The 21,426-nt window shown below is 61.9% G+C and carries 16 protein-coding genes and 1 tRNA gene; 7 read left to right on the top strand and 10 right to left on the bottom strand.

Annotation, left to right across the window (positions count from 1 at the left end; genetic code table 11):
* Positions 1-421: 421 nt before the first annotated feature.
* The 3 genes from BT122_RS04705 to BT122_RS04715 are packed head-to-tail and all read right to left on the bottom strand — an operon-like array spanning position 422 to position 3,495.
* Positions 422-1,246 carry an SDR family NAD(P)-dependent oxidoreductase gene (locus tag BT122_RS04705; RefSeq protein WP_059054631.1) on the bottom strand — a complete coding sequence of 275 codons (825 nt, stop codon included), beginning with the start codon at positions 1,244-1,246 and terminating at the stop codon, positions 422-424.
* Positions 1,247-1,258: 12 nt separating this feature from the next.
* Positions 1,259-2,248 (bottom strand): aminomethyl transferase family protein, encoded by a 990-nt coding sequence (locus tag BT122_RS04710; RefSeq protein WP_072354802.1) that lies wholly within the window; start codon positions 2,246-2,248, stop codon positions 1,259-1,261.
* A 14-nt stretch (positions 2,249-2,262) separates the two neighbouring features.
* Positions 2,263-3,495 (bottom strand): hypothetical protein, encoded by a 1,233-nt coding sequence (locus tag BT122_RS04715; RefSeq protein WP_059054635.1) that lies wholly within the window; start codon positions 3,493-3,495, stop codon positions 2,263-2,265.
* A gap of 271 nt (positions 3,496-3,766) precedes the next feature.
* On the opposite strand from BT122_RS04715, the gene BT122_RS04720 reads away from it, so the two are divergent.
* Positions 3,767-5,374 (top strand): PucR family transcriptional regulator, encoded by a 1,608-nt coding sequence (locus BT122_RS04720; RefSeq protein ID WP_177242191.1) that lies wholly within the window; start codon positions 3,767-3,769, stop codon positions 5,372-5,374.
* A gap of 21 nt (positions 5,375-5,395) precedes the next feature.
* On the opposite strand, the gene BT122_RS04725 is transcribed toward BT122_RS04720, so the two are convergent.
* Positions 5,396-5,611, bottom strand: coding sequence for a hypothetical protein (locus BT122_RS04725; protein ID WP_032111887.1), 216 nt, complete (start codon positions 5,609-5,611; stop codon positions 5,396-5,398).
* A gap of 388 nt (positions 5,612-5,999) precedes the next feature.
* On the bottom strand, positions 6,000-7,022 hold the full coding sequence (locus BT122_RS04730) for a LacI family DNA-binding transcriptional regulator (protein ID WP_072354804.1): 1,023 nt from the start codon (positions 7,020-7,022) through the stop codon (positions 6,000-6,002).
* 185 nt (positions 7,023-7,207) lie between these two features.
* Between BT122_RS04730 and BT122_RS04735 the strand changes: the two genes are divergently transcribed.
* From BT122_RS04735 to BT122_RS04745, 3 genes are all read left to right on the top strand, one after another.
* Complete coding sequence (locus BT122_RS04735; protein WP_072354805.1) at positions 7,208-8,290, top strand: aldose epimerase family protein; 1,083 nt, start codon at positions 7,208-7,210, stop codon at positions 8,288-8,290.
* 85 nt (positions 8,291-8,375) lie between these two features.
* A complete protein-coding gene (locus BT122_RS04740) occupies positions 8,376-9,590 on the top strand; it encodes a galactokinase (protein ID WP_072354806.1) in 1,215 nt (404 codons plus the stop codon).
* Positions 9,581-11,209: a UDP-glucose--hexose-1-phosphate uridylyltransferase gene (locus BT122_RS04745; RefSeq protein ID WP_083432308.1), complete on the top strand. Its 1,629-nt coding sequence runs from the start codon at positions 9,581-9,583 to the stop codon at positions 11,207-11,209. The genes BT122_RS04740 and BT122_RS04745 overlap by 10 nt, the downstream gene beginning before the upstream one ends.
* Positions 11,210-11,769: 560 nt before the next feature.
* On the opposite strand, the gene BT122_RS04750 is transcribed toward BT122_RS04745, so the two are convergent.
* Entirely contained in the window at positions 11,770-14,457 is a 2,688-nt protein-coding gene (locus BT122_RS04750) for a valine--tRNA ligase (RefSeq protein ID WP_072354807.1), read from the bottom strand.
* A gap of 164 nt (positions 14,458-14,621) precedes the next feature.
* Between BT122_RS04750 and BT122_RS04755 the strand changes: the two genes are divergently transcribed.
* From BT122_RS04755 to BT122_RS04765, 3 genes are all read left to right on the top strand, one after another.
* Entirely contained in the window at positions 14,622-15,386 is a 765-nt protein-coding gene (locus BT122_RS04755; RefSeq protein WP_072354808.1) for a tRNA threonylcarbamoyladenosine dehydratase, read from the top strand.
* A complete protein-coding gene (locus BT122_RS04760; protein ID WP_072354809.1) occupies positions 15,383-16,144 on the top strand; it encodes a TatD family hydrolase in 762 nt (253 codons plus the stop codon). The genes BT122_RS04755 and BT122_RS04760 overlap by 4 nt, the downstream gene beginning before the upstream one ends.
* A 193-nt stretch (positions 16,145-16,337) precedes the next feature.
* Positions 16,338-17,411, top strand: a complete 1,074-nt coding sequence (locus BT122_RS04765) for a glycosyltransferase family 8 protein (protein ID WP_072354810.1) — start codon at positions 16,338-16,340, stop codon at positions 17,409-17,411.
* Positions 17,412-17,525: 114 nt separating this feature from the next.
* On the opposite strand, the gene clpX is transcribed toward BT122_RS04765, so the two are convergent.
* From clpX to BT122_RS04785, 4 genes are all read right to left on the bottom strand, one after another.
* Positions 17,526-18,851 (bottom strand): ATP-dependent Clp protease ATP-binding subunit ClpX, encoded by a 1,326-nt coding sequence (gene clpX / locus BT122_RS04770; protein WP_072354811.1) that lies wholly within the window; start codon positions 18,849-18,851, stop codon positions 17,526-17,528.
* Between the two features lie 3 nt (positions 18,852-18,854).
* Positions 18,855-19,475, bottom strand: coding sequence for an ATP-dependent Clp protease proteolytic subunit (locus tag BT122_RS04775; RefSeq protein ID WP_072354812.1), 621 nt, complete (start codon positions 19,473-19,475; stop codon positions 18,855-18,857).
* A 116-nt stretch (positions 19,476-19,591) separates the two neighbouring features.
* Positions 19,592-20,941, bottom strand: coding sequence for a trigger factor (gene tig / locus BT122_RS04780; RefSeq protein WP_072354813.1), 1,350 nt, complete (start codon positions 20,939-20,941; stop codon positions 19,592-19,594).
* A gap of 67 nt (positions 20,942-21,008) precedes the next feature.
* Positions 21,009-21,095: transfer RNA gene (locus BT122_RS04785), tRNA-Leu, on the bottom strand.
* Between the last annotated feature and the right edge of the window lie 331 nt (positions 21,096-21,426).

Below are 21,426 nucleotides of genomic sequence, written 5' to 3' on the forward strand. Positions count from 1 at the left end.
ACTACCGAGTGAACGCACCTGAGATACCAACGAACCAAGGCAGTCTCCCCGTCGCTTGCAAGGAGATGCTACGGCCCTGCCACGCACCTCTCAATGTCAAAACAATACAAATCGAGGTGCAGAAAACCGTTCAATTTGACCAGGCGCTCTGCCCCTCGTTAGCTCAACCTTACCTGCGGTGTGAGCGAATGGGAATACCGTTTGAGAATGACGTGATACTCGTGTCGCTCCGGGCCACGTCGCCATCGCAAGAATCCAGGATGAGACGTGGATACCACCGAGAACGGATAGCCAAGCCGTGAAAGACTCGTTGCTCACCTAACGGCGCATCAAAAATCCTCGCGACCAGGCAGCCAATTGCCTAGAGAAGGGCCCGCCCAGAAGAGCGGGCCCACCCTTGCAGTTATCTTCGCATCATGGGCTAGAAGGTGGTCCAGCCACCGTCCACGGTTATCTGGGCACCATTCACATAGGCATTGTCATCATCGAGAAGGAACAGTATTGCCCTTGCAATGTCCTCTGGCGTTCCCATCATGGTGTTGCCGTCCGCATCGTGACCCAGTGAAACTCCCCCGCGAACGTTGTACAGCTCGTTGCCCTCGGAATCCATGACGTCGCGATCTGGCCACTTCTCCATAGCGTTCCCCAGGATGCCGGAGAGTATTGCCCCCGGGTTTACGACGTTCACCCTAAGGTTGCGCCAGTGATACGACCATGCAAGATTTCGCGCAAGGCCAAGGACTGCGTGCTTTGAGGTTACGTATGCCGCCCCCGCAGTGGAGCCATACAGTCCGCCCACCGAACCGACTATCACAACATTTGCTGCAGGCCCCTCATGATCGAGCAGCATGGGAAGGCAGTCTCGAACAAGGTAGAAGCAATCGTTGCAGTTCACATCCATGACATATTGCCAAAGTGCATCATCTGTCTTGTGAGCAGGGCACATGAGGTCGAGGACCCCGGCGACATACAGCAGACTGTCGATTCGCCCGTACTTCTCGCGAGCCGCCGCAACAAGACCCGAACGGTCTTCGGAGCTCGTTACGTCCCCGTAGACCATTTCAAGATTGCCTTTGAATTCGGGCAGCTCCTCGGAGATCTCCTCGAGCGTATCGGCCATGTTGTCTCTGTTGTTGTCGAATCCAATCACCGTTGCGCCATCGGCAAGAAGCATCTTGAGGGTGGCTGCCCCCATCCCCGAAGCGCATCCAACGAGTACAACGACCTTTCCCTTCATGGAAGACATGGCATATCCCTCCTAGCACCACTTGGGAGCAACGATGACGGCGGGCGAGTCATTTGGCCCAATGGTCACCTTGGTCCCCAGGGGACATCTCTTCGGATCGACTATTGCGTAGCCGATGTTCTTATCGACGGTGTAGCCGTAAATCATCTGGCGGCACTTTCCGACTGGTATTCCGCGCTTGCGGACTATCTCGTTCTGGCATATGTCCTCATAGCTCTCGCGCTCAATCTCAACGCCGACGAACGCATAGCGCGGGCCAACTTCCTGAGCCTTCTCCAGTGCAGCGCGCCCCACAAAGTCACCCTTCTTGTCGAGATGCACCGACCATCCAAGGTTTGCCTCGAAGGGCGTCAGGTGGTGATAGTCCTGCCTAAGGGCCATGCCCTTCTCCATGGGTAGGCTCCTCACGAAAACCTCGAGCGTTTGCAGCTCCCGAGAATCTGCGTCACGCAAGAGCTTGAGAATCTGGTCGGAATCAGAGCGAGAGCAATAGATCTCATAGCCGAGTTCGCCGGTGAAGCCGCCTCTGTCCACGCGAACCGAAATCCCACCAATGCTGGCATCGACAATCTGGAAGCGCTTCAGCTCATCGACGGGAGCATCCAGCAGCTTGTCCATCACCTCTGCTGAACGAGGCCCCTGCACGGAGAACATGTCGATTTCTGGCGTGATGTCAGAGAAGGCGACATCGCATCCTTCCGCATGCTCTCCCAGCCAGCGGACCATCTGAGGTCCGTAGAGCGTAGAGAGCCACCAGTGGTTCTCCTCAAGGCGGATTGCCATAAGGTCATCGATAATTCCACCGCTATCGTCGAGCATCGTGGTGTACTTCTCGCGCCCCACGTTGCACTGAGCAACGGTATTGACTAGAAGCTTGTCGAGCAGGGCGGTCGAGTCTGCCCCCGTTACGTCCACCGTGTCGTGGGTCCAGCGATACCAACCGGAGTCTTTCCTCACTGCAAGCGCATCTGCACGAGCAACCTCATCGTCTTTAAACAGCATGATTCGTCACTCCCCTACACCATGTGTGTATCGATCTTGCGGCCAATCTGGATGAACTGGTACTCGTCGTCCTTCCCGTCAATCCAGACGGACCACTCGGGCGAGACAAGCGTCTTGACGGCACCGTTCCACTCAGCCTCGTATCCGGCGGTTATCTCGTCGAGAGGAGCCATGGGGAAACGGCCGTTAAAGTCATCGGTTGAGACCTTGATGGTCACGCCATCGCTGTCGAAGGCCTCCCACTCGAAGGGAACAAGCTGGCAGCCCATGATGGCCCCAATGTAGGCGCCCATGACACGCGGGTCGTTGTCGCCCACCTCGCGGGGGATGTCGAGCCACGCACGGAGACCCTCCCGTGCAAATGGGTCGACAAAGTGGTTCTTGCCTGCCGTTGAAAAGACAATCGGAAGCACGCGGTCAAAGTCTCCGTCGTTCTTCTCCATATCCCTGATTGCAATAAGCGGGAACGAAATAGACCAGACCCAGCCCATCTGGGCAACCCAGTTGTACTGCCACTCGAAGGAGTGCTCCTCGCCAAAAGTCTGCGTATACTGGCCGTTTCGAAGGCCTTGGGCATGCTTCACGCGACGCTCCAGCGGCGTATCGTGAACGGGAGCTGCGGACTCGCCCCTGTGGTCAAGCCAGCCCTGGTGATGCAGGCCAAACGCATCGAGCCGCTCCGCGACCACACGACAGTGGGGGTCGCCGCACCCACGCGCCTCGCACATGTTCAACGCGACGTCATTGGTGATCTTGCCATGCTCACCGCCTGCAGCGATGTCGAAGTTGGCGGTAAACATCGCCGTTGTCATGTTGCACATCTCGGAGCCGACAATGTCCCAAGGGCAGGAATCGAGCTCCTTCTCGACACGGTTTCGCGTGAATTGAATCACGCGCCCAGCCATATCCTCTGCCTCATCACCATAGTCTCCCCATATGGCACCTATCCACGCCTCCCTGTCTACGAATTCCGGGATGTTCCATTCGTCGTAGAAGGCATTGAGATACTGTTGGAGCTGACCCTCGGAGCCCGAGCACGCTGCGCAGTTCATCATGTTCGCGGTTTCGCAGATTCGCGCAGTCCGGTCCTCCCAGTCATCGTTGAGGATGCGCATCACCTGGAAGATGTTTGCGGAGAACGCGGCAATCGTTCTGAGGCAGAAGGAATACGCCTCCTTCTCGGGAATCACCTTCCCAAACGCCGTCTCGACACCACGATGGAGATCAACCCTCTGTTTTAGTGCCATGACCCACTCCTCCTCCGATGCGAACCGAAAGGCAGCACGTGCCTCATAAAATGGAGGATGTAATTGGAGGGCATTTACTGCCAGCGGCAGTTTGGAGGATTGTGCCTCGAGGGACACCTACGATCTGTTGGTCCCGAGAGGCAGTCGCCCTTCCACCGAGACACGTCGGCCCCTTGACGGAATGGATCGGCTCGGCTCTTCCTGTCTGCTACATTGGCAAGCACATTACGTAACGGCACTTGGTGTCATGTCCAGGCATGTGGTGATTGTCATGAAGGTGAGTCCTCAGTTGATCTGCGAAGGCCTTCCGGCTGAGTTCGAGGCGCAGCTCTCCGGTGCCTCTCCCCTGGAGGAGACGCTCGAGGCGCCCGAACTCCTGGCAACAGATGCCCCCGAGCTGCGGGGAGGACGAATCTTCGTAACCAGCGCAGACCGTCTCCCCCGTCTCACCAAGCTTGGACAAGGCTGCGCCCTGCTTTGCATAGGCGACACCAGGAGGTTGGATTGGTTTCGGAGGCACTGCACAGTCATCACCGTTAGCCCGAGCCTTGATTTCTACACTGTTTTCTCCGCAGTCCAGCAGGTGTTTCTCCGCATTGGAAACTGGGTGCTCGACACCTACCAGATACTCGAAGACGGCGGCTCAATCCAGTCGATGCTCGAGGCATCCGCAGCAGTCACCCCTGCGTCGATGATCGTTGTGGACTCGAGCTTCGACTGCATAGCCTCAACAGGCCTGAGGGCGGATTCGGCGGAGTCTCCAGAAGGCGTCCCAGATGGCGCGGCAGAGGAGGCGGGCAGAAGGCTTCCCCTCTCGCAGGTAGACCAGTACCTTGCGTCCTACAATCTCTCAATGAGCGAAAAGGAGCCCTTCGCCCTTGAGTTTGACCAGCTACAAAGCCTGAATGTTAATCTCATCGACGCTAATGGATACCACGGGTGCCTCTCGTTCCTCTATTACGACAGGAGCATGCGTCCTGGCGACTCATTCATCGCCAGGCATCTTGCGCGCATGGTGCTTCGGTGCGTATCCCAACCCAGAGGCAAAACGGAGACCCGCAACGACATTTTGAAGAGAGCCCTCTCCAACCTGATAGAGAACCTTCCCCTTGGCACCCTGGAGCTCGCAGCCCTTCAGGCAGCATCCTCGAATGGCACCTACGTTTGCGTGCTGATGCGACCCCAAAGGCGGTCTCGGGAGCTCCCGCTGTCCTACATTTGCAACTCGCTCGAGGAGGACATCCCCGGTACAATCGCATTTGAGTACAAGCAGACTTCGGTTGCCGCCTTCATTCGCATCGACCGTCTTGCACCAGAGGGGAGTCGCAGAGACGAGCTTGAGCGCAGGCTCCTCCCCATTCTCGTCTCCCTAGACATGAAGGCAGGGATGTCCGATCATGTGAGCAACCCGCTTGAGGCAAGAAGCTATTTCCTACAGGCGAGCATTGCCCTTGACAAGGGCTCTTGCCTGCAGGAAGGTCCCTCCCTCTACCGATTCCAAGACTATGCGCTCGCAGAGCTGTTGGAGAACTGCACGGGAGAAATGCCCGTCGAGCTGTACTTCACGAGCGGTCTTAGGCGGCTCTTTGCCCACGACAAGAACTCTGCAACCTCATACGTCCAGACCATGAGCGAGTACCTGAAGCACAACATGAACGTCACGCACACTGCCCAGGCTCTCTTCATCCATCGCTCCACGCTCATAGACCGCCTCGAGCGCATACGTTCGCTTTTGGACGAAGACCTGGAGGACCCGGACGAACGGCTGCGACTGGAGATGGTACTGCGAGCGTTGGAGCTTCGTGGCCAGTTGAGAAACCAGCTCGGGGGATACAGCCAAAGCGGCAGCATCCCCCTGATGTGGCACTCCCCGTTATAAGGCAGCCGATGGTTCCAGCGCCTAGTCTCCCAAGGCCTTGAGCTCTGCGTCAATCTCGTCGAGATGGTCCGCAAGTTCCTTGGCTTGGGGGAAGCTCGCGAGCTTCCTCAGAGTGAGCCCATACACCATCTTCATCTGAGGGTCGGTCTTGAAGCCGGGCGAATACTTGCAGATGATATCCGCAGCCGCCTCGTTCTTCGCAAGCGCTTTGATCTTGCTGTCAACAGAAACACCCATTGCGCTCTCCTCTCCTTGGCGGGATGCTGCATGCATCCCGCCCTGCTGGTGGATTGCGAGGACACCCTCGCAGCTCTCAACTAGCATCAAGGTAGAAAGCGCGTACGTACACCGCACAAAGCAGAGGTGTTTTTCGAGGGGAACACCTACAAAGTGAACGTGATGCGCGGGGCGGCAGGATGGCATAGGGCAAAGAGACCCCTATCCCCGCGCAGCACCAAGTGCGCGCCATAGATATTCCGACCGGGACTCACTATGAGCAGTCGTCGCACGGTCATGCTCGCCCCTGCGTGACCGATGCACCTTGAGCGCGATCGTCACAAGGTACTCCTCTTTCATCCTCGGCAAGAATGAGACAAAGGGACTGTCCCTTTGTCTCATCTTTGTCTCATCGCAGGTCGGCGACGGTTTGGCGCTCGACGAGCGTTCCGGCGATTCTGATCTGCTGGATGTGGTAGTTGGGACTTGTACCGAGAAGTGCCTGCTCAAAAGCACGACGTCCACGTGAGAAGAGGTCAAACCGAACGGTCGTGAGCCGGTTGTGCGGAACCGAGGCGGTAAGCGAGTCGTCCACACCCACCACGCTCACGTCCTCGGGCACCCTTCTGCCGGCATCCTCAAGCGCAGCAATGACGCCGAGCGCCATCTGGTCGTTGGCAACGTAAACAGCCGTCATGTCCTTGTCGGCCGCAAGCGCCGCGCCGGCCTCATAGCCGCTGTCTGCCGTCCAGTCACCACGCAGCGGCTCGGCAACATCGATACCACGCACCTCGAGCGCGTCTCGCCAGCCCTGCTCGCGGAAGTTGGAGTCAACGGAGTACGAAGGGCCCGCCACAAAGCGAACCTGTCGATGCCCGCGTGAGAGCAGGTGGTCCATCACGAGCATGGAGCAACCGTACTGGTCAGAGTCAACCGTAGTGCAATGGGGATGTTCATACATGGTGAGCAGAACCGTGCCAAACCCCGGGCTGGGACGGAAGGTGTCGAAGTCCTCGGCCTTGATGCTCATGCTCATGATCATGGCGTCAACCGGCAGCGTGAGCATGCGCTTCGTCATGTACTCCAGGGAGACCGGGTCATCGCCACCCATCTCTACCATGGTGATGGCATCGCCGTGCTCGCGTGCGGCAGTCATGATGCCGTCGAGCGTTGAGAGGTTGCCAAACTCGGTGATGTTGTAGATGCAGAGCCCCACGGAGCGATACCTGCCGCTCCTGAGCGACCTTCCGGCGAAGTTGGGCCTGAAGCCAAGCTCGTCCATGGCCTTCTGGACCGCCCGCCTCGTCGACTCGCTCACATTGGGCTGTCCATTGACCACGCGAGAGACCGTCTGCTGAGACACACCCGCCCTCTCGGCGACGTCTGCCATCGAGACCGAACGGCGTGTGTCGCCCAGATGCCTCGTGCTCATTTCACATCTCCCCAATCTGTGTGTCTCAGGGGCCGTGCTGTAACCGTTTGCCAGATGGCAAATAAAACAACAAAGTTCTCAATGTTCATCCGTACTGAGTACGTTAACATTGCCTTGGTTGCAAACACGTGAGAACGCTGTATCCACCGTTCGCCGAGCAATTATCGCACACGAGAGGAGACCCCATGGTCAGCTCGGAATCCCTTGGGCAGACGCCATCGGGAGATTTGGTCCGCGTCTTCACGATCACCACCCCCAGGGCACGCCTCAGGCTCATGGAGTTTGGGGCAGCGCTCCTCTCGCTGGAGGTCCCCGACGCCTCCGGAACGCAGGGGGACGTTCTTCTCGGCCTGGCCTCGCTCGAGGATTATTTCGATAACCCTGCCTGCCACGGTTCCACCTTAGGGCCCATCGCAAACCGCACGGACGGGGCAGAGATGACCATAGGCCCCGCCGTCGCCTGCCACCTTGCGAGAAACGATGGACCCGGCCAACGCAACAACCTCCACACCAGCCTTACCTCGGGGCTCCACAAGCGCGTATGGCGAGCCGAAGCCGTCGAGGGGAGAAACGCCGTGCGCCTTACCTGCCGGCTTGGCGAGGGCGAGCTTGGCCTTCCAGGCAACCGTACCTTCACCTGCGAGGTCTCGCTTGTCGACCTTCCCGATGAGACCACGCGCCTCACGGTCTCGTACTCCTGCAAGACCGATGCCCTCACCTTTGTGAACATGACCAACCACAGCTACTTCAACCTGGCAGGCCACAACGCTGGCACCGCTATGGGAACGGTCGTGCGCCTCGAGGCAGACGAGTTTCTCCCCATCCGCGAGGACTCGGTCTCGACGGGTGAGATTCGCCCCGTCGACGGAACGCCCTTCGACTTCCGTGAGCCAAAGACCCTGGGATGCGACATTGACGGTAATGACGAGCAGCTGCGGCGGGCACGCGGATACGATCACTGCTTCTGCATCCGCAACTGGAAGCCGGGTGCCCCACCACGCCTGGCCCTCTCGGCACGTGACCCCAGAAGCGGTCGTACGCTGGAGATATACGTCACCACGCCGGGCGCGCACCTCTACACGGGAAACTGGCTCGACGACGCCCACGCCAAAGGCGGCGGCACCTATCAGCCACGCGCCGGCTTTGCTTTCGAGCCCGAGTTCTACCCGGACTGCGCGCACCATCTCTCATGGCCGCAGCCAATCTGCACACCTGCCCAGCCGTACACCCAAACGATTGTCTACCAGCTGGGAACCATGTCACGCTGAGGAAAAATGCTGTAAAGGTGAGACGGGCGCTGCCCCCTCATTGCAATGATGCGTTGCCCGGCATGCCGGGAGGAAGGAGAACACGATGAACGAGACGTGCGCCATTCAGGAGGGTGGCATCGAACGGGCACGGCAGCTCTTCTGCCAGGAGTTTGGTGAGCCCCCCGTAGGCGAGCGCCTACTCAGGGTGCACGCCCCGGGCCGCTCAGAGATCGCGGGCAACCACACCGATCACGAGGGCGGCCACGTCATCGCGGGCGCCCTGGATGTGGCAGTAAACGCTCTCGCCCGCCCCAATGGCTTGGACGTCGTGCGCCTGGCAAGCGACGGATACCCCACCATTGAGGTCTCCCTCGAATCGCTTGATTCCCAGGACGCCGAAAAGAACACCACGGCTTCTCTGGTAAGGGGCATGGCGTTCAGGATGGCCCAGGACGGTAGGATCCCCGCGGGCTTTGACCTTGCCATGACGAGCACCATCCCCGTAGGCGGTGGCCTCTCCTCCTCCGCAGCTGTCGAGGCAGCGCTGGGACGCGCGATGGAGGCCCTCTGGGAGGGTCGCAGCTATGACGCCCTCGAGATGGCGCGCATAAGCCAGTTTGCCGAGAACGTCTACTTTGGCAAGCCCTGCGGCCTCATGGACCAGGCATCCGTCTGCCTGGGCGGCCTCGCCTTCATCGACTTTGCCGTTCCCGAGGACCCTGTTGCCCGACGCCTGGAGTTCGACTTCGAGGACCACGGCTATGCGCTCTGCCTTGTGGACGTCGGATCGAGCCACGCGGACCTCACCGACGCGTACGCCGCCATGCCCCAGGAGATGCAGGCGGTTGCCGCCGTGTTTGGAAAGAAGCGCCTCTGCGAGGTTGACCAGGACGACTTCGACGCCCACGTGCCTGAGCTGCGGCGCGACCTTGGCGACCGTGCGGTCCTGCGCGCCATCCACTACTGGCGCGAGAACGAGCTGGTCGACAAGCGCTGGGCAGCACTCAACGCCCCGGACATCGACGCCTTCTTGGCGTGCACGCGCACCTCGGGGGCGAGCTCGGCAATGTTCCTCCAGAACGTCTCCTGCGGCATCGAGGACCAGCCGGCGATGGTGGCGCTTGGGCTTGCCGAGCGCGTCCTCGACGGCCGCGGCGCCACGAGGATCCACGGCGGAGGCTTTGGCGGCACCATCCAGTGCTTTGTTCCGCTCGACATGGTCGAGGAGTTCTCCGACCGCATGGACGCATGGCTTGGCGCCGGCTCCTGCAGGCGCTACCGCATCTCTGACAGGGGGGCGTACGCGGAATGGGAGTAGAGAGCACACATACGCCCATTGACGGTGCTGCCCTGGTTGCTGCTGCTGCGGGGATTGTCGACTATGCTGCCAACCATGGGCTCATTGGCTGGGCGGACCGTGTCTGGGGCGTGAATGCCGTGCTTGAAGCCGTGGGCGCAACCGGCCCCGGACCCAGCGACGCGTGGGTGCTCGCCGAGGGACCGGACTCCCCCGCCGTGACGAAGGGCGCAATGGCCACGGCGCCGGACGACCTTCTCGCCACGCTCGCCGAGGTCGCGGTGGACAACGGCTGCACCGCAGACACAGCGAGCGGCCGTGACCGCATAGCCATGCGCGTCATGGGGCTTCTCATGCCCAAGCCCTCCGAGGTCGAGGCAACGTTCAAGGGTCTTCTCGCGCAGGATGGCCCCAAGGCTGCGACCGACTGGTTCTATCGCACCTGCTGCGACGCCGGCTACGTGCGCCGCACCGCCATTGCCCGGAACGTCTGCTGGAACACGCAGACAAGCTGGGGGTCGCTGGAGATAACCATTAACCTCTCCAAGCCAGAGAAGGACCCGCGTGAGATTGCCGCGGCAGGCAAGGCGCCCGCAGGCGAGAAGTACCCCGCCTGCCAGCTCTGCATTGAGAACGAGGGCTATCCTGGGCGAGCCGCCACAGACCCCATGGGTGCGCACCCCGCCAGGCAGAACCTGCGGATCATCCCAATATCCCTTGGCGGCGAGCGCTGGGGCCTGCAGTATAGCCCATACGCGTACTTCAACGAGCACTGCATTGCTATGAGCGCACGTCACCGCCCCATGCACGTGGACCGTGTCTCGCTCTCGTGCCTCTTCGACTTTGTGGACCTGCTGCCCCACTACTTCATTGGCTCCAACGCAGACCTGCCCGTGGTTGGCGGTTCGATCCTCTCGCACGACCACTTCCAGGGAGGCGCGCACGTCTTTCCCATGATGCGCGCGGCCACTGCCGAGAGGTTCTCGCTGCCGGACTTCCCAGAGGTCTCCGGCGAGGTGCTGCACTGGCCGCTCTCGGTCCTGCGCCTCTCCTCCCAAAGCCGAGACCAGCTGCTTGACGCCTGCGACCACGTGGTTGCGGCGTGGCGCGGCTGGAGCGACGAGTCTGTGGGCGTTATCGCACACGACGCTGACGGCACGCCGCACAACACGGTGACCCCCATCGTGCGGCGCGTGGATGCCCAGGGCAACGTGGGCGGCTCCACGTATGAGGCCTATCTCGCCCTTCGCTGCAACGTCACAAGCGCCGAGCACCCGCTGGGCGTCTTCCACCCGCACGAGGAATGGCACCACATCAAGCGCGAGAACATCGGCCTCATCGAGGTCATGGGGCTTGCCATCCTGCCTCCGCGCCTGGTGGGAGAGCTTGGCCGCGTTGAGGAGCTGCTGGTTGCGGGGGCAACTAGGGAGCAGATGGCCGCGGACCCGCTGGCCTCATCGCACGCCGACTGGGCGGCGCAGCTTGCCGAGGAGAACCCCGGGCTTTCCGCCGCAGACGTTCACCAGGTGGTTCGCGACGGTGTGGGCCTGGTCTTCTCGCACGTGCTTGAGGACGCGGGCGTCTTCAAGTGGGACGATACGGGTCGCGCGGCGCAGATGCGGTTCGTGGCGTCGCTGTAACAACGCGCTCATCGAGACACGAGGGCCATCCCGGCAGCGCTGGGGTGGCCCTTCTCGTTAGCGTGAGACTTGCCAGCAGGCCACGCCGCGGCGGCTCGTCGGCCGCAGCGCGTCCCTGACTGCACGCGCCACAGCAGGCCGCGCCCTGGCTGTATGCACCCCCTCTCTCCAGGAAAACTGCGGTTTAATTGCTGTTATTTTATTGTCTTGCTGAGAATAACCGCAGGTAGAAGCGCTGGGTGCAATTTGGGAACTGCAACTAAACCGAACATATCCTAAGGCCAAGGATTCCCGAGCCAGATACGCTTCCCGAATCCGGGAATCGCGTGAGTCACGTAATGCCGCGTATTCCGAACGGTTAGAGGCACCTAAACGGTGAGAACGCGCTGCATGTGGGAACATGCCGCGGATTCCGAACGGTTAGGACCGTCTAAACGTTCGGAATATTCCTAAACGGCGAGAACACGCGGCATGACGGCCTCATCGCGCAACAAAAAATGGGTCCGCGGCGGACACTCCGTCGCGGACCCATAACACGCTGGCGAGAAAAACTACCGCACTTATGCCAGGTCCACAATTTGGCCCTTCAGCTGCTCGATCGTGGTCGTGAGCTCAGCCTGCTGCGCGCGCTTCTTCTCGATGACGGCAGGGGCCGCCTTCGCGACGAAGCCCTCGTTGGAGAGGGTCCTGCTCACGGAGTTCAAGTCCTTCTCGGCCTTCTCGAGCTCCTTCCTCAGGCGCTTCGCCTCCGCGGCAAGGTCGACGAGGCCACCGAGCGCCACGAAGATCTCGAGCGTGCCGTCGGCAACCGTGACCGACCCCTCCGGCTTCTGCTGCTCGTGGCCGAGGGCGAGCTGGTCCACGCGGCCGACAGAGCAGATGAAGCCGCGCTGGGCCTCGAGCACCGCGGCGTCCTCCGCGGAGGAGCGCACCGCGACGTCCAGCTCGGCCTTGGGCGACAGGCGGTAGCGGGCACGGGTGGAGCGCACGGCGGAGACCACGCGCTTCGCGAGGTCGAAGTCGTGCTCGGCCTTGTCGTTCACAAAGGCAGCGAGGTCTGCGGGCTCGGGCCACGCAGCGGTCATGAGGAACTGCGCGGAGTGGTCATCGAGGCCGCTTGCGGGCAGCGCGTCCCACACGCTCTCGGTGACGAAGGGCATCACGGGGTGCAGCAGGCGCATGGATACGTCGAGCACATAGACAAGGTTGCGCTGCACCTGGAGGCGCTCTTCGGGCGTGCCATGGAGCAGGCGGCCCTTGCAGAGCTCGATGTACCAGTCGCAGACCTCGCCCCAGAAGAACGACTGCAGGTCGCGGGCATAGTCGCCAAACTCGTAGCCCTCAAGCTGGCGCGTGGCGGCCTCGACGGCGCGGGCAAGGCGCGAGAGCATCCAGGCGTCCTCGGCCGTCTCTGCCTTGGGGGCACCGGGCGTGTAGCCATCGAGGTTCATCTGGACAAAGCGGCTGGCATTCCAAATCTTGGTCACAAAGGAGCGCGCCTGCTCGGTGCGCGGGCTGTCGATGAGCTCGCGCGTCTTCTTGTCCAGATTGGCGTCGAATTTGACGTCCTGGTTCGTGGTGATGAGCGTGAGCAGGTTGTAGCGCATGGCGTCCGCGCCGTACTTGTCCATGAGCGCCATGGGGTCGACGCCGTTGCCCTTGGACTTGGACATGCGGCTGCCGTCCTTGGCAAGGATGGTGGCGTAGATGTACACGTCGTGGAACGGCACCTCGTGCGTGAAGTAGAGCGAGCTCATGATCATTCGGGCAACCCAGAGGGCGATGATGTCTCGCGCGGTCACGAGAACCTTGGTGGGGTGGTGCCCCTCCATCTCCTCGGGGTGGTCGGGCCAGCCCTGCGTGGCAAAGGTCCACAGCTGAGAGGAGAACCAGGTGTCCAGAACGTCGGGATCCTGGTGCACGTGGTGGCCGCCGCACTTGGGGCACACGTCGGTGTCCTCCATGAGGGCGTCCTCCCAGCCGCAGTCCTCGCAGTAGAAGACGGGGATGCGGTGGCCCCACCACAGCTGGCGGGAGATGCACCAGTCCTTGAGGTTGTCCATCCAAGTGAGGTAGGTCTGCGTCCAACGCTCGGGATAGAACTTGACCTCGCCATCCTGGACGACCTTGGTGGCAGGCCCCTTGAGCTTGTCGACGGCAACAAACCACTGCTCGGAGAGCCAGGGCTCGAGGGCGGTGTCGCAGCGGTAGCAGTGCATGACCGAGTGCTCGAGGTCCTCGATGTGGTCGAGAAGACCGTGCTCGTCGAACCACTTCACAATGGCCTCGCGTGCCTCGTCGCGATCCATGCCAGAGAACTCGCCGTAGCCGTCCACGATGTGCGCGTGCTCGTCGAGGATGTTGATCTGCTCGAGGTTGTGCGTCTGACCCATGGCAAAGTCGTTGGGGTCATGCGCGGGCGTGACCTTCACAAAGCCGGTACCAAAGTTCTTGTCGACGTGCCAGTCGGAGAAGATGGGAATCTCGCGGTTCACGATGGGCAGCATCACCGTCTTGCCCACGAGCTTGGCCTTCTCCGGGTCCTCCGGCGAGACGGCCACGCCGGTGTCTCCCAGCATGGTCTCGGGGCGCGTGGTGGCCACGGTGATGTACTCGATGCCATCGACGGGCTCGGTGAGCGGATAGCGCAGGAACCACAGGTGGCCCTTCTCGTCATGGTACTCGGCCTCGTCGTCCGAGATGGCGGTGCCGCACACGGGGCACCAGTTGACGATGCGCTTGCCGCGGTAGATGAGACCGTCGTGGTACCAGTCGCAGAAGACCTTGCGCACGGCTCGGCTGAACTCGGGGCTCATGGTGAACTTCTCGTCATCGAAGTCGATCGAACAGCCCATGCGCTTGATCTGCGAGACGATCGTGCCGCCGTACTCGTGGGTCCAGTCCCAACAGGCGTCGAGGAACTTCTCGCGACCCATCTCGAGACGAGACTTGCCCTCGCTCTTGAGCTTCTTGTCCACCTTGGTCTGCGTGGCGATGCCGGCGTGGTCGGTGCCGAGGATCCAGCGGGTGGAGCGGCCGCGCATACGGTTATAGCGGATGAAGGTGTCCTGGATGGAGTCGTCCATGGCGTGGCCCATGTGCAGGATGCCGGTCACGTTAGGCGGCGGGATCACGACGGTGCAGTCCCCTACGCCCTTGCTGCGACGGTAGCAGCCAGCATCAACCCACTTCTGGATGAGCTGGGGCTCGGCCTCTTGCGGATTGTAGGTCTTGGGCATCTCTTCCACGATACGGTCCTCTCGAACACAGCCATGTGGGGCGCCTGGCGCCCAGATTGCAGCTTCCCAGCTTAGCACAGGTGCAATGAGACAAAGGGAGTCTCCCTTTGTCTCATGCTTTCGACTATTATCGGGGCGATTGCAAGAGGACAAGCTAGAACGCGGAGAGACGCATGGCAAACGTTGACGAGACACCCACGTCCAGGCTCGAGCTGGTCATGGGAAAGGACGCCGTGAGAAGGCTCGCAAACTCCTGCGTGGTGGTCCTTGGACTGGGCGGCGTGGGTTCCAACTGCGCCGAGGCCCTTGCGCGCGGTGGCGTGGGGTCGCTCGTCCTCGTAGACCGCGACGTAGTCGAGCCAAGCAACATCAACCGCCAGGCCGTGGCCTACACGAGTACCGTGGGCCAGCGCAAGACCGACGTTATGGCGCGCATTGTGGCAGACATCAACCCCTCAGCCAGCATCACACCCATCCACGTGTTTCTCACACGAGACAACATAGGCCAGATTCTGAGCGGGCTAGACCCGCGCCCGGACTTTGTGGTGGACGCGATCGACAACGTGACCGCCAAGCTCGTCGTGGCTCGCTGGTGCCAGGACGAGGGAATGCCCCTGGTCTCGAGCATGGGAGGCGCCAATAAGCTCCACCCCGAGCTCCTGCGCTTTGCTGACATCTCGCAGACGCATGGGTGCCCGCTCGCCCGCATCATCCGCAAGGAGTGCCGCAAGCGCGGCATCCGCGGACTGAGGGTGCTCTACTCGCCCGAGGAGCCAGTGCGCCCCCAAGCGCCCGATGGTGCTTCCGGCAAGGCGGCAACGCTGGGAACCATGTCCTACTTCCCGCCCATCATGGGTCAGATGATTGCCGGTGACGTGATCTTGTCGCTCACGGGGCTTGACGGCAGGATCACCACCAGCGGGGGGAACGCGCGATGAGGCTCTTCGACGCCCACGTGCACCTTGACTTCTACGCAAACGCACCGCAGGTGGCAGCGCAGGCACAGGAATTTGGGCTCTCGTTTCTCGCCTGCACGGTGACGCCAGCGGGCTATCTTTGCGCGGCGCAGGAGCTTGCCGACGCACCGGGGGTCCATCTTGCCGCTGGCGCCCATCCCTGGTGGATCGCAGACGGTCGCATTGCCGAGAAGGACGTTGACACGCTGGTCTCCATATTGCCTGAACTGCGCTTTGTTGGCGAGGTTGGCCTGGACTTCTCGCCAGCGCACGTGGGCGAGGGAACGCAACGCGCTCAGGTTTCGGCCTTCGAGCGCATCATGCGCATCTGCGCCGAGACGAGCGACCCCTCGTGCTCCAAGATCGTCTCCATACACTCTGTGCGCTCGACAGACGTGGTGCTCGACGTGTTGGAGCGCACGGGCGCCGTCAGGTCCTGCCGTTGTATATTCCACTGGTTCTCCGGAAGGCCAGAGGAGCTGTGGCGCGCCGCCCGCATGGGGTGCCACTTCTCGTTTGGCGAGCACTCCCTTGCAACCAGGCGCGGACGCGAGTACGTGCGCGAGGTGCCCTCAGAGCTGCTGCTCACCGAGACCGACCTCCCCGCAGGCGAGAAGGTCTTGGGCAGCGCGCAAGAGATTGCCTCCTCGCTCGAGCGAGCTATTTCGAAGGCATCCGAGGTACGCGGCGAGGATGTGGGGGCACTGGCAGTCTCCAACGCCACCGCGCTTCTCGCATGAGACAAAGGGAAACTCCCTTTGTCTCACAGATGGGTCTTTGGCGCGGACGAGCGGGAGAACGCGGCAGTGCTGGCCCATCATGGTAGAGTCATACGTACTGTTTGCACGCCGAGAAGGGCATCCTACAGGGAGCAGCCAAACGATGAACTCACAGAGCAGAACACCTGCCTCACAGCAGTCGCAGAGGGGGACCATGCTGGCCACCTCGTCGCGCGAACTGCCGCTCGACCTCGACGACGTCGTTCTCGTCTTTGCCTGCAACGAGCTGTTTGTCCCGTACCTCTCGGTGGCGCTCCAATCCATCCTGGTGAACGCCTCGCCAAAGCGTCACTATGACATTGTGGTGCTCACGCGCGACATTACCCCCAAGAGCATGATCACGCTCACGCAGCAGGCCTCAAAGTACCATGTGGGCTTGGGCTTTCTTGATGTTGATGCCGCGCTTGGCGACATCAAGCTCCCCCACCACGGCCACTTCAGGCCAGAGACCTACTTCCGCCTTCTCGCACCCACGCTCCTCGATAACGTCGAGAAGGCCATCTACCTTGACTCTGACATCGTTGTGTGCGCAGACGTGGCGGAGCTCTTCGACACGGACATCACGGGCTACCTGCTGGCGGCAACGCGCGACGCAGACACCATAGGCCAGATTGATGGCTACGACCCCACGGTCTACTCGTACCTCAAGGACCAGCTGGGCATGACCGAGCCGCACGACTACTTCCAGGCGGGCGCACTGCTCATGAACCTGGAGAAGTTCCGCCAGACCATCACTGCCGAGGAGCTGCTCGACATTGCCACTGAGCGCACATGGCGCTGGCTCGACCAGGACGTCCTCAACAAGGTGGTAGACGGTCATTACCGGCGGGTGCACATGAAGTGGAACTACCTTGTGGACTGGCAGTACATGCGCCGCACACACATAGTGGCACAGGCCCCCAAGGACGTCCAGGACGAGTATGACGAGGCGCGTCGAGACTATCGCATCGTTCATTACGCCGGCCCGGATAACAGACCATGGCTCTATCCAGACTCCGACCTCGCTGGTCTCTTCTGGCAGTACGCTGCTGGGTCCCCGTACCTTGAGTACCTTCGAGACCAGCTCGAGATGTCACGCAAGACGGTCGACGGCATGGCGCGTCGCGTGAAGGCCGTCGCCATCTACCGCGGCATCATGCGCGCCTTTGACTACACCTGCCCCGCAGGGACAAAGCGCCGAAAGAAGTTCATCGAGTACTACGAGCGCTTTGGTGGCTCGGTGGGCTAGGCGCTAGAGCGGCATGGGCCGCTCCAGCATTTCAAAACAATGGCGACAAAAACGGCCGCGCCCGGACTCCGGACGCGGCCGCCGTTCTATCAAATCAACCTGTGCCTTACGGGCCTAGCTCGCGCGGTGCTTGGGGAGCAGCGGCTCCTGCCGTACGACCTCGGGCTTCTCGGCGCCACCGACGCACTCCTTGGTCACGATGACCCTGGTGATGTCGAGGTCACTCGGTAGGTCGAACATCGTGGACTGAAGCGTCGACTCGCAGATGGCGCGGAGACCACGGGCACCCGTGCCACGGGCGATGGCCTGGCGGGCAATCTCATTCAGGGCCTCGGGGGTGAACTCCAGCTCGACCCCCTCGATCTCGAAGAGACGCTTGTACTGCTTGACCAGCGCGTTCTTGGGCCTGGTGAGAATGTCCACGAGATCGGCCTCCTTGAGCTCCCTCGTGGAGGTAATCACCGGGATGCGGCCGATGAACTCGGGGATCATGCCAAACTTGTGCAGGTCCTGGGGCATGACCTGCTCCATGAGTTCGTCCTCGTCCTGGTCGACGTTCTTGCCAAGCTCGGCGTTGAAGCCAACGCCCTTCTTGCCAATGCGGTCCGCAACGATCTTGTCGAGGCCCACGAAGGCGCCGCCGCAGATGAAGAGGATGTTCGTCGTGTCGATGTGGATGAGCTCCTGCTGGGGGTGCTTGCGGCCGCCCTGCGGAGGGACGCTCGCCTCGGTGCCCTCGAGGATCTTGAGGAGCGCCTGCTGCACGCCCTCGCCCGAGACGTCACGCGTGATGGAGAGGTTCTCCGCCTTGCGCGCGATCTTGTCGATCTCGTCGATGTAGACGATGCCCAGCTCGGCGCGGGAGACGTCGCCGTCAGCAGCGGTGATGAGCTTGAGCAGGATGTTCTCGACGTCCTCGCCCACGTAGCCGGCCTCGGTGAGGGTGGTGGCATCCGCGATGGCGAAGGGCACCTCGAGGAAGCGGGCGAGTGTCTGGGCGAGCAGCGTCTTGCCGGTGCCGGTGGGGCCGAGGAGCAAGATGTTGCTCTTGGCGATCTCGACGTCCTCCTCGCCCTCGGGAACCTCGTCGTTGCCCGAGAGGATGCGGCGGTAGTGGTTGTAGACGGCAACGCTCATCGCGCGCTTGGCCGCTTCCTGGCCAATCACGTACTGGGAGAGCTCGTCGTAGATCTGGTGCGGGGTCGGCAGCTCCTTGAGCGGCAGAGGGGACTCCTCCTCGGCGTCCTCGTCCACCGCTGCGGAGCCGTCCGCCTCGTCAATCATCTGGGAGCACGCATGGACGCACTCGTCGCAGATGTAGACCCCGCCCGGCCCCTGGATGAGCTTGCTCACCTGGCTGCGGCTCTTGCCGCAGAACGAGCAGTGCATCTCGTTGTCGCCGTACTGGCGACCGCTTCCGTTGTCGTGGTCCTGAGCCATGCGCTACTCCTGCTTGCCCTGGTCGTTGCGGTTGGTGATGACCTTGTCGACAAGGCCGTACTCCTGCGCCTCGGTCGCGCGCATGTAGTTGTCGCGCTCGGTGTCGGCGTTGATCCTCTCGATGGGCTGACCGGTGGCCTCCGCGAGCATCTCGTTCAGGTGCTGCCGAATCCACTTGGTCTCGTCGGCCACGATCTGGATGTCGGTCTGCTGGCCCTGGACGCCGGAGCTGGGCTGGTGGATGAGGATCATCGAGTTGGGGAGCGCCAGGCGCTTGCCCTTGGTGCCGCTGGCGAGAATTGCCGCGCCCATGGAGGCAGCCATGCCCACGCAGATGGTGGAGACGTCGGGCTTGATGAAGTTCATCGTGTCGATGATGCCCAGGCCGGCGTAGACGTCACCTCCGGGAGAGTCGATGTAGAGCGAGATGTCCTTGTCGGGATCCTGGCTCTCCAGGTGGAGAAGCTGCGCGATCACGAGGTTGGCGGAGTCGCGCGTGACCTCCTCGCCCAGGAACACGATGCGGTCGTTGAGCAGGCGCGAATAGATGTCGTAGCTGCGCTCGCCGCGCGGGGTCTGCTCGACGACGTACGGGATGAGCGGGATGTTGGTTGGGTTGTGCATGACACTCCTTTCAGAATTCATATGCGTTCCGTTCCAATGTGCCCCGAATGGCTTGCGCCATCCGGGGCACGGCGTCAGTTCACAGGGTCTGCACCATTAGTTCGAGCAGAGGGGGGCTACTCGGCGTCCTCGGACTTCTCGCCCTCGGACTCCTTGGCGGCCTCGGCAGCCTCGTCCACGACGGTCACCTGGGCGTTCTCGACCAGCCAATCAAGAGCCTTGGTGCGCTTGATGGAATCGCGGATTGCAGGGAGACGGCCCTCGGAGCGCCACTGCTCGATGGCCTTGTCCACGTCCTCGACGTTGGCCTTCTCGAACTCGTTGCGCACGTCCTCCTCGGTGGCCTCGAGGCCGAGCTGACGGGCCACGGCGTCAAGAGCCAGGGACTGGCGGGCACGCTCCTCGGCCTGCGCGTGGAGGTCGGCGATGAAGGCGTCGGGAGAGATGCCGCGCGCATTGAGGTACATGTCGAGCGAGATGCCGGAGCGCTGCATCTGGCCGAGAACCTCCTGGCCAAGCTCGTTGAAGACCTCCTCCTGGTAGTCAGAAGGAATCTCGTCAAGCTGCAGGCGCTCGCCCACTGCCTCGACGACGCGGTCCTCCTTGAGGTTAGGGAGGTTGGCCTTCTTGTCCTCGGCGATCTCGTCGCGGACGGCGCTCTTGAACTCGTCGACGGTGTCGTAGCCAAAGCCCTTCTTGGCGAACTCGTCGTCAAGCTCGGGCGTGGTGGGGCGCTGGATGCCCTTGACCGTAGCCTTGGCCTTGTAGGAGTGCTCGTGGGTCTCCTCGCCCTCCTCGTGCTTGATGGTCCAGGCAAGGTCGACGACGTCGCCAACCTTGGCGCCGGTGAGGGCCTGCTTGACCTCGTCGGGCACCTGGCCGTCAACCAGCGCGAGGGACTGGCCCTCGCCGGCGAGCTTCTCGGCGCCCTCGACGTTCTCGATGTCGGCCTTCACGACGTCGCCCTCCTGGGCGGCCTCGCCCTCGGGAACGTCCTCGTAGGAGGTGTGGTAGGTCATGTAGCGCTTGACCTGGGCCTCGACCTCGGCGTCGGTGACCTCCTCAGGAGGCATGTTGATCTGGGGGGCATCGTAGGAGTCAAGCTCGGCCTCGGGACGAACGCCGATGGTGACGTCGATCGAGTAGTCCTCGCCCTCCTTGGCGAGATCCGCGTCCTGGGCGAAGTCCGGACGACCAACGGGGACGATGTTGAGCTCCTCAAGCATGAGGGGCTCGGCAGCGTTGAGAAGGTCATTGGTAGCCTGGGCGAGCACCGACTCCTTACCCAGGATGCCATCGATCACAGGACGGGGAGCGTGGCCGCGACGGAAGCCCTGGAAGTTGTACTTGTGCGCGAAGTCCTTGTAGGTCTTGGCGACAGCCGCGTTGACGTCTGCGGCGGGAATGGTGAGCTTTGCGGCAACCTTGTTGTCCTTGGGCTCCTCAGCGGTGACGGTGATCTTCAACGTTCCTCCAGTGTCTCGTCCTCGGCAGGCGGGCGCCCGCCGTTGATTCCTGCGAATGCAGCTCATGTGGTGCGGGCGAAAGGACTCGAACCTTCACGGGGTCTCCCCCACTGGAACCTAAATCCAGCGCGTCTACCAGTTCCGCCACGCCCGCATAGTCACACATAGCCTTGCCATAATAGCAAATGCACAGGTCTTGGCCTAGGAAACGAGAAAGAAATCGACACGAGCACACGTAGGCGGTGCCAATCGCGACCGCTGGAGGAGGCAAAGCGCTGGCGCCGGAGGGCTTAGTTTGTTGCATTTTCTCCCTGGGACGACGCCTCCGGCGACTATTTGTCGCCGGAGGGAGCATCTCGTACGAGATCCCGTCGGAACCCTTCGCTCCGGCGCCGTTTTGGCGCCGGAGAGGCCGTTGCCGCAGCTATCACGTACGAAACCTCGCTTCGGGCGTCACCCCGACGCCGAAGGGCGCATTCCAGCAG

This window comes from Olsenella sp. kh2p3 (assembly GCA_900119625.1).
Taxonomy (GTDB): Bacteria; Actinomycetota; Coriobacteriia; order Coriobacteriales; family Atopobiaceae; genus Tractidigestivibacter.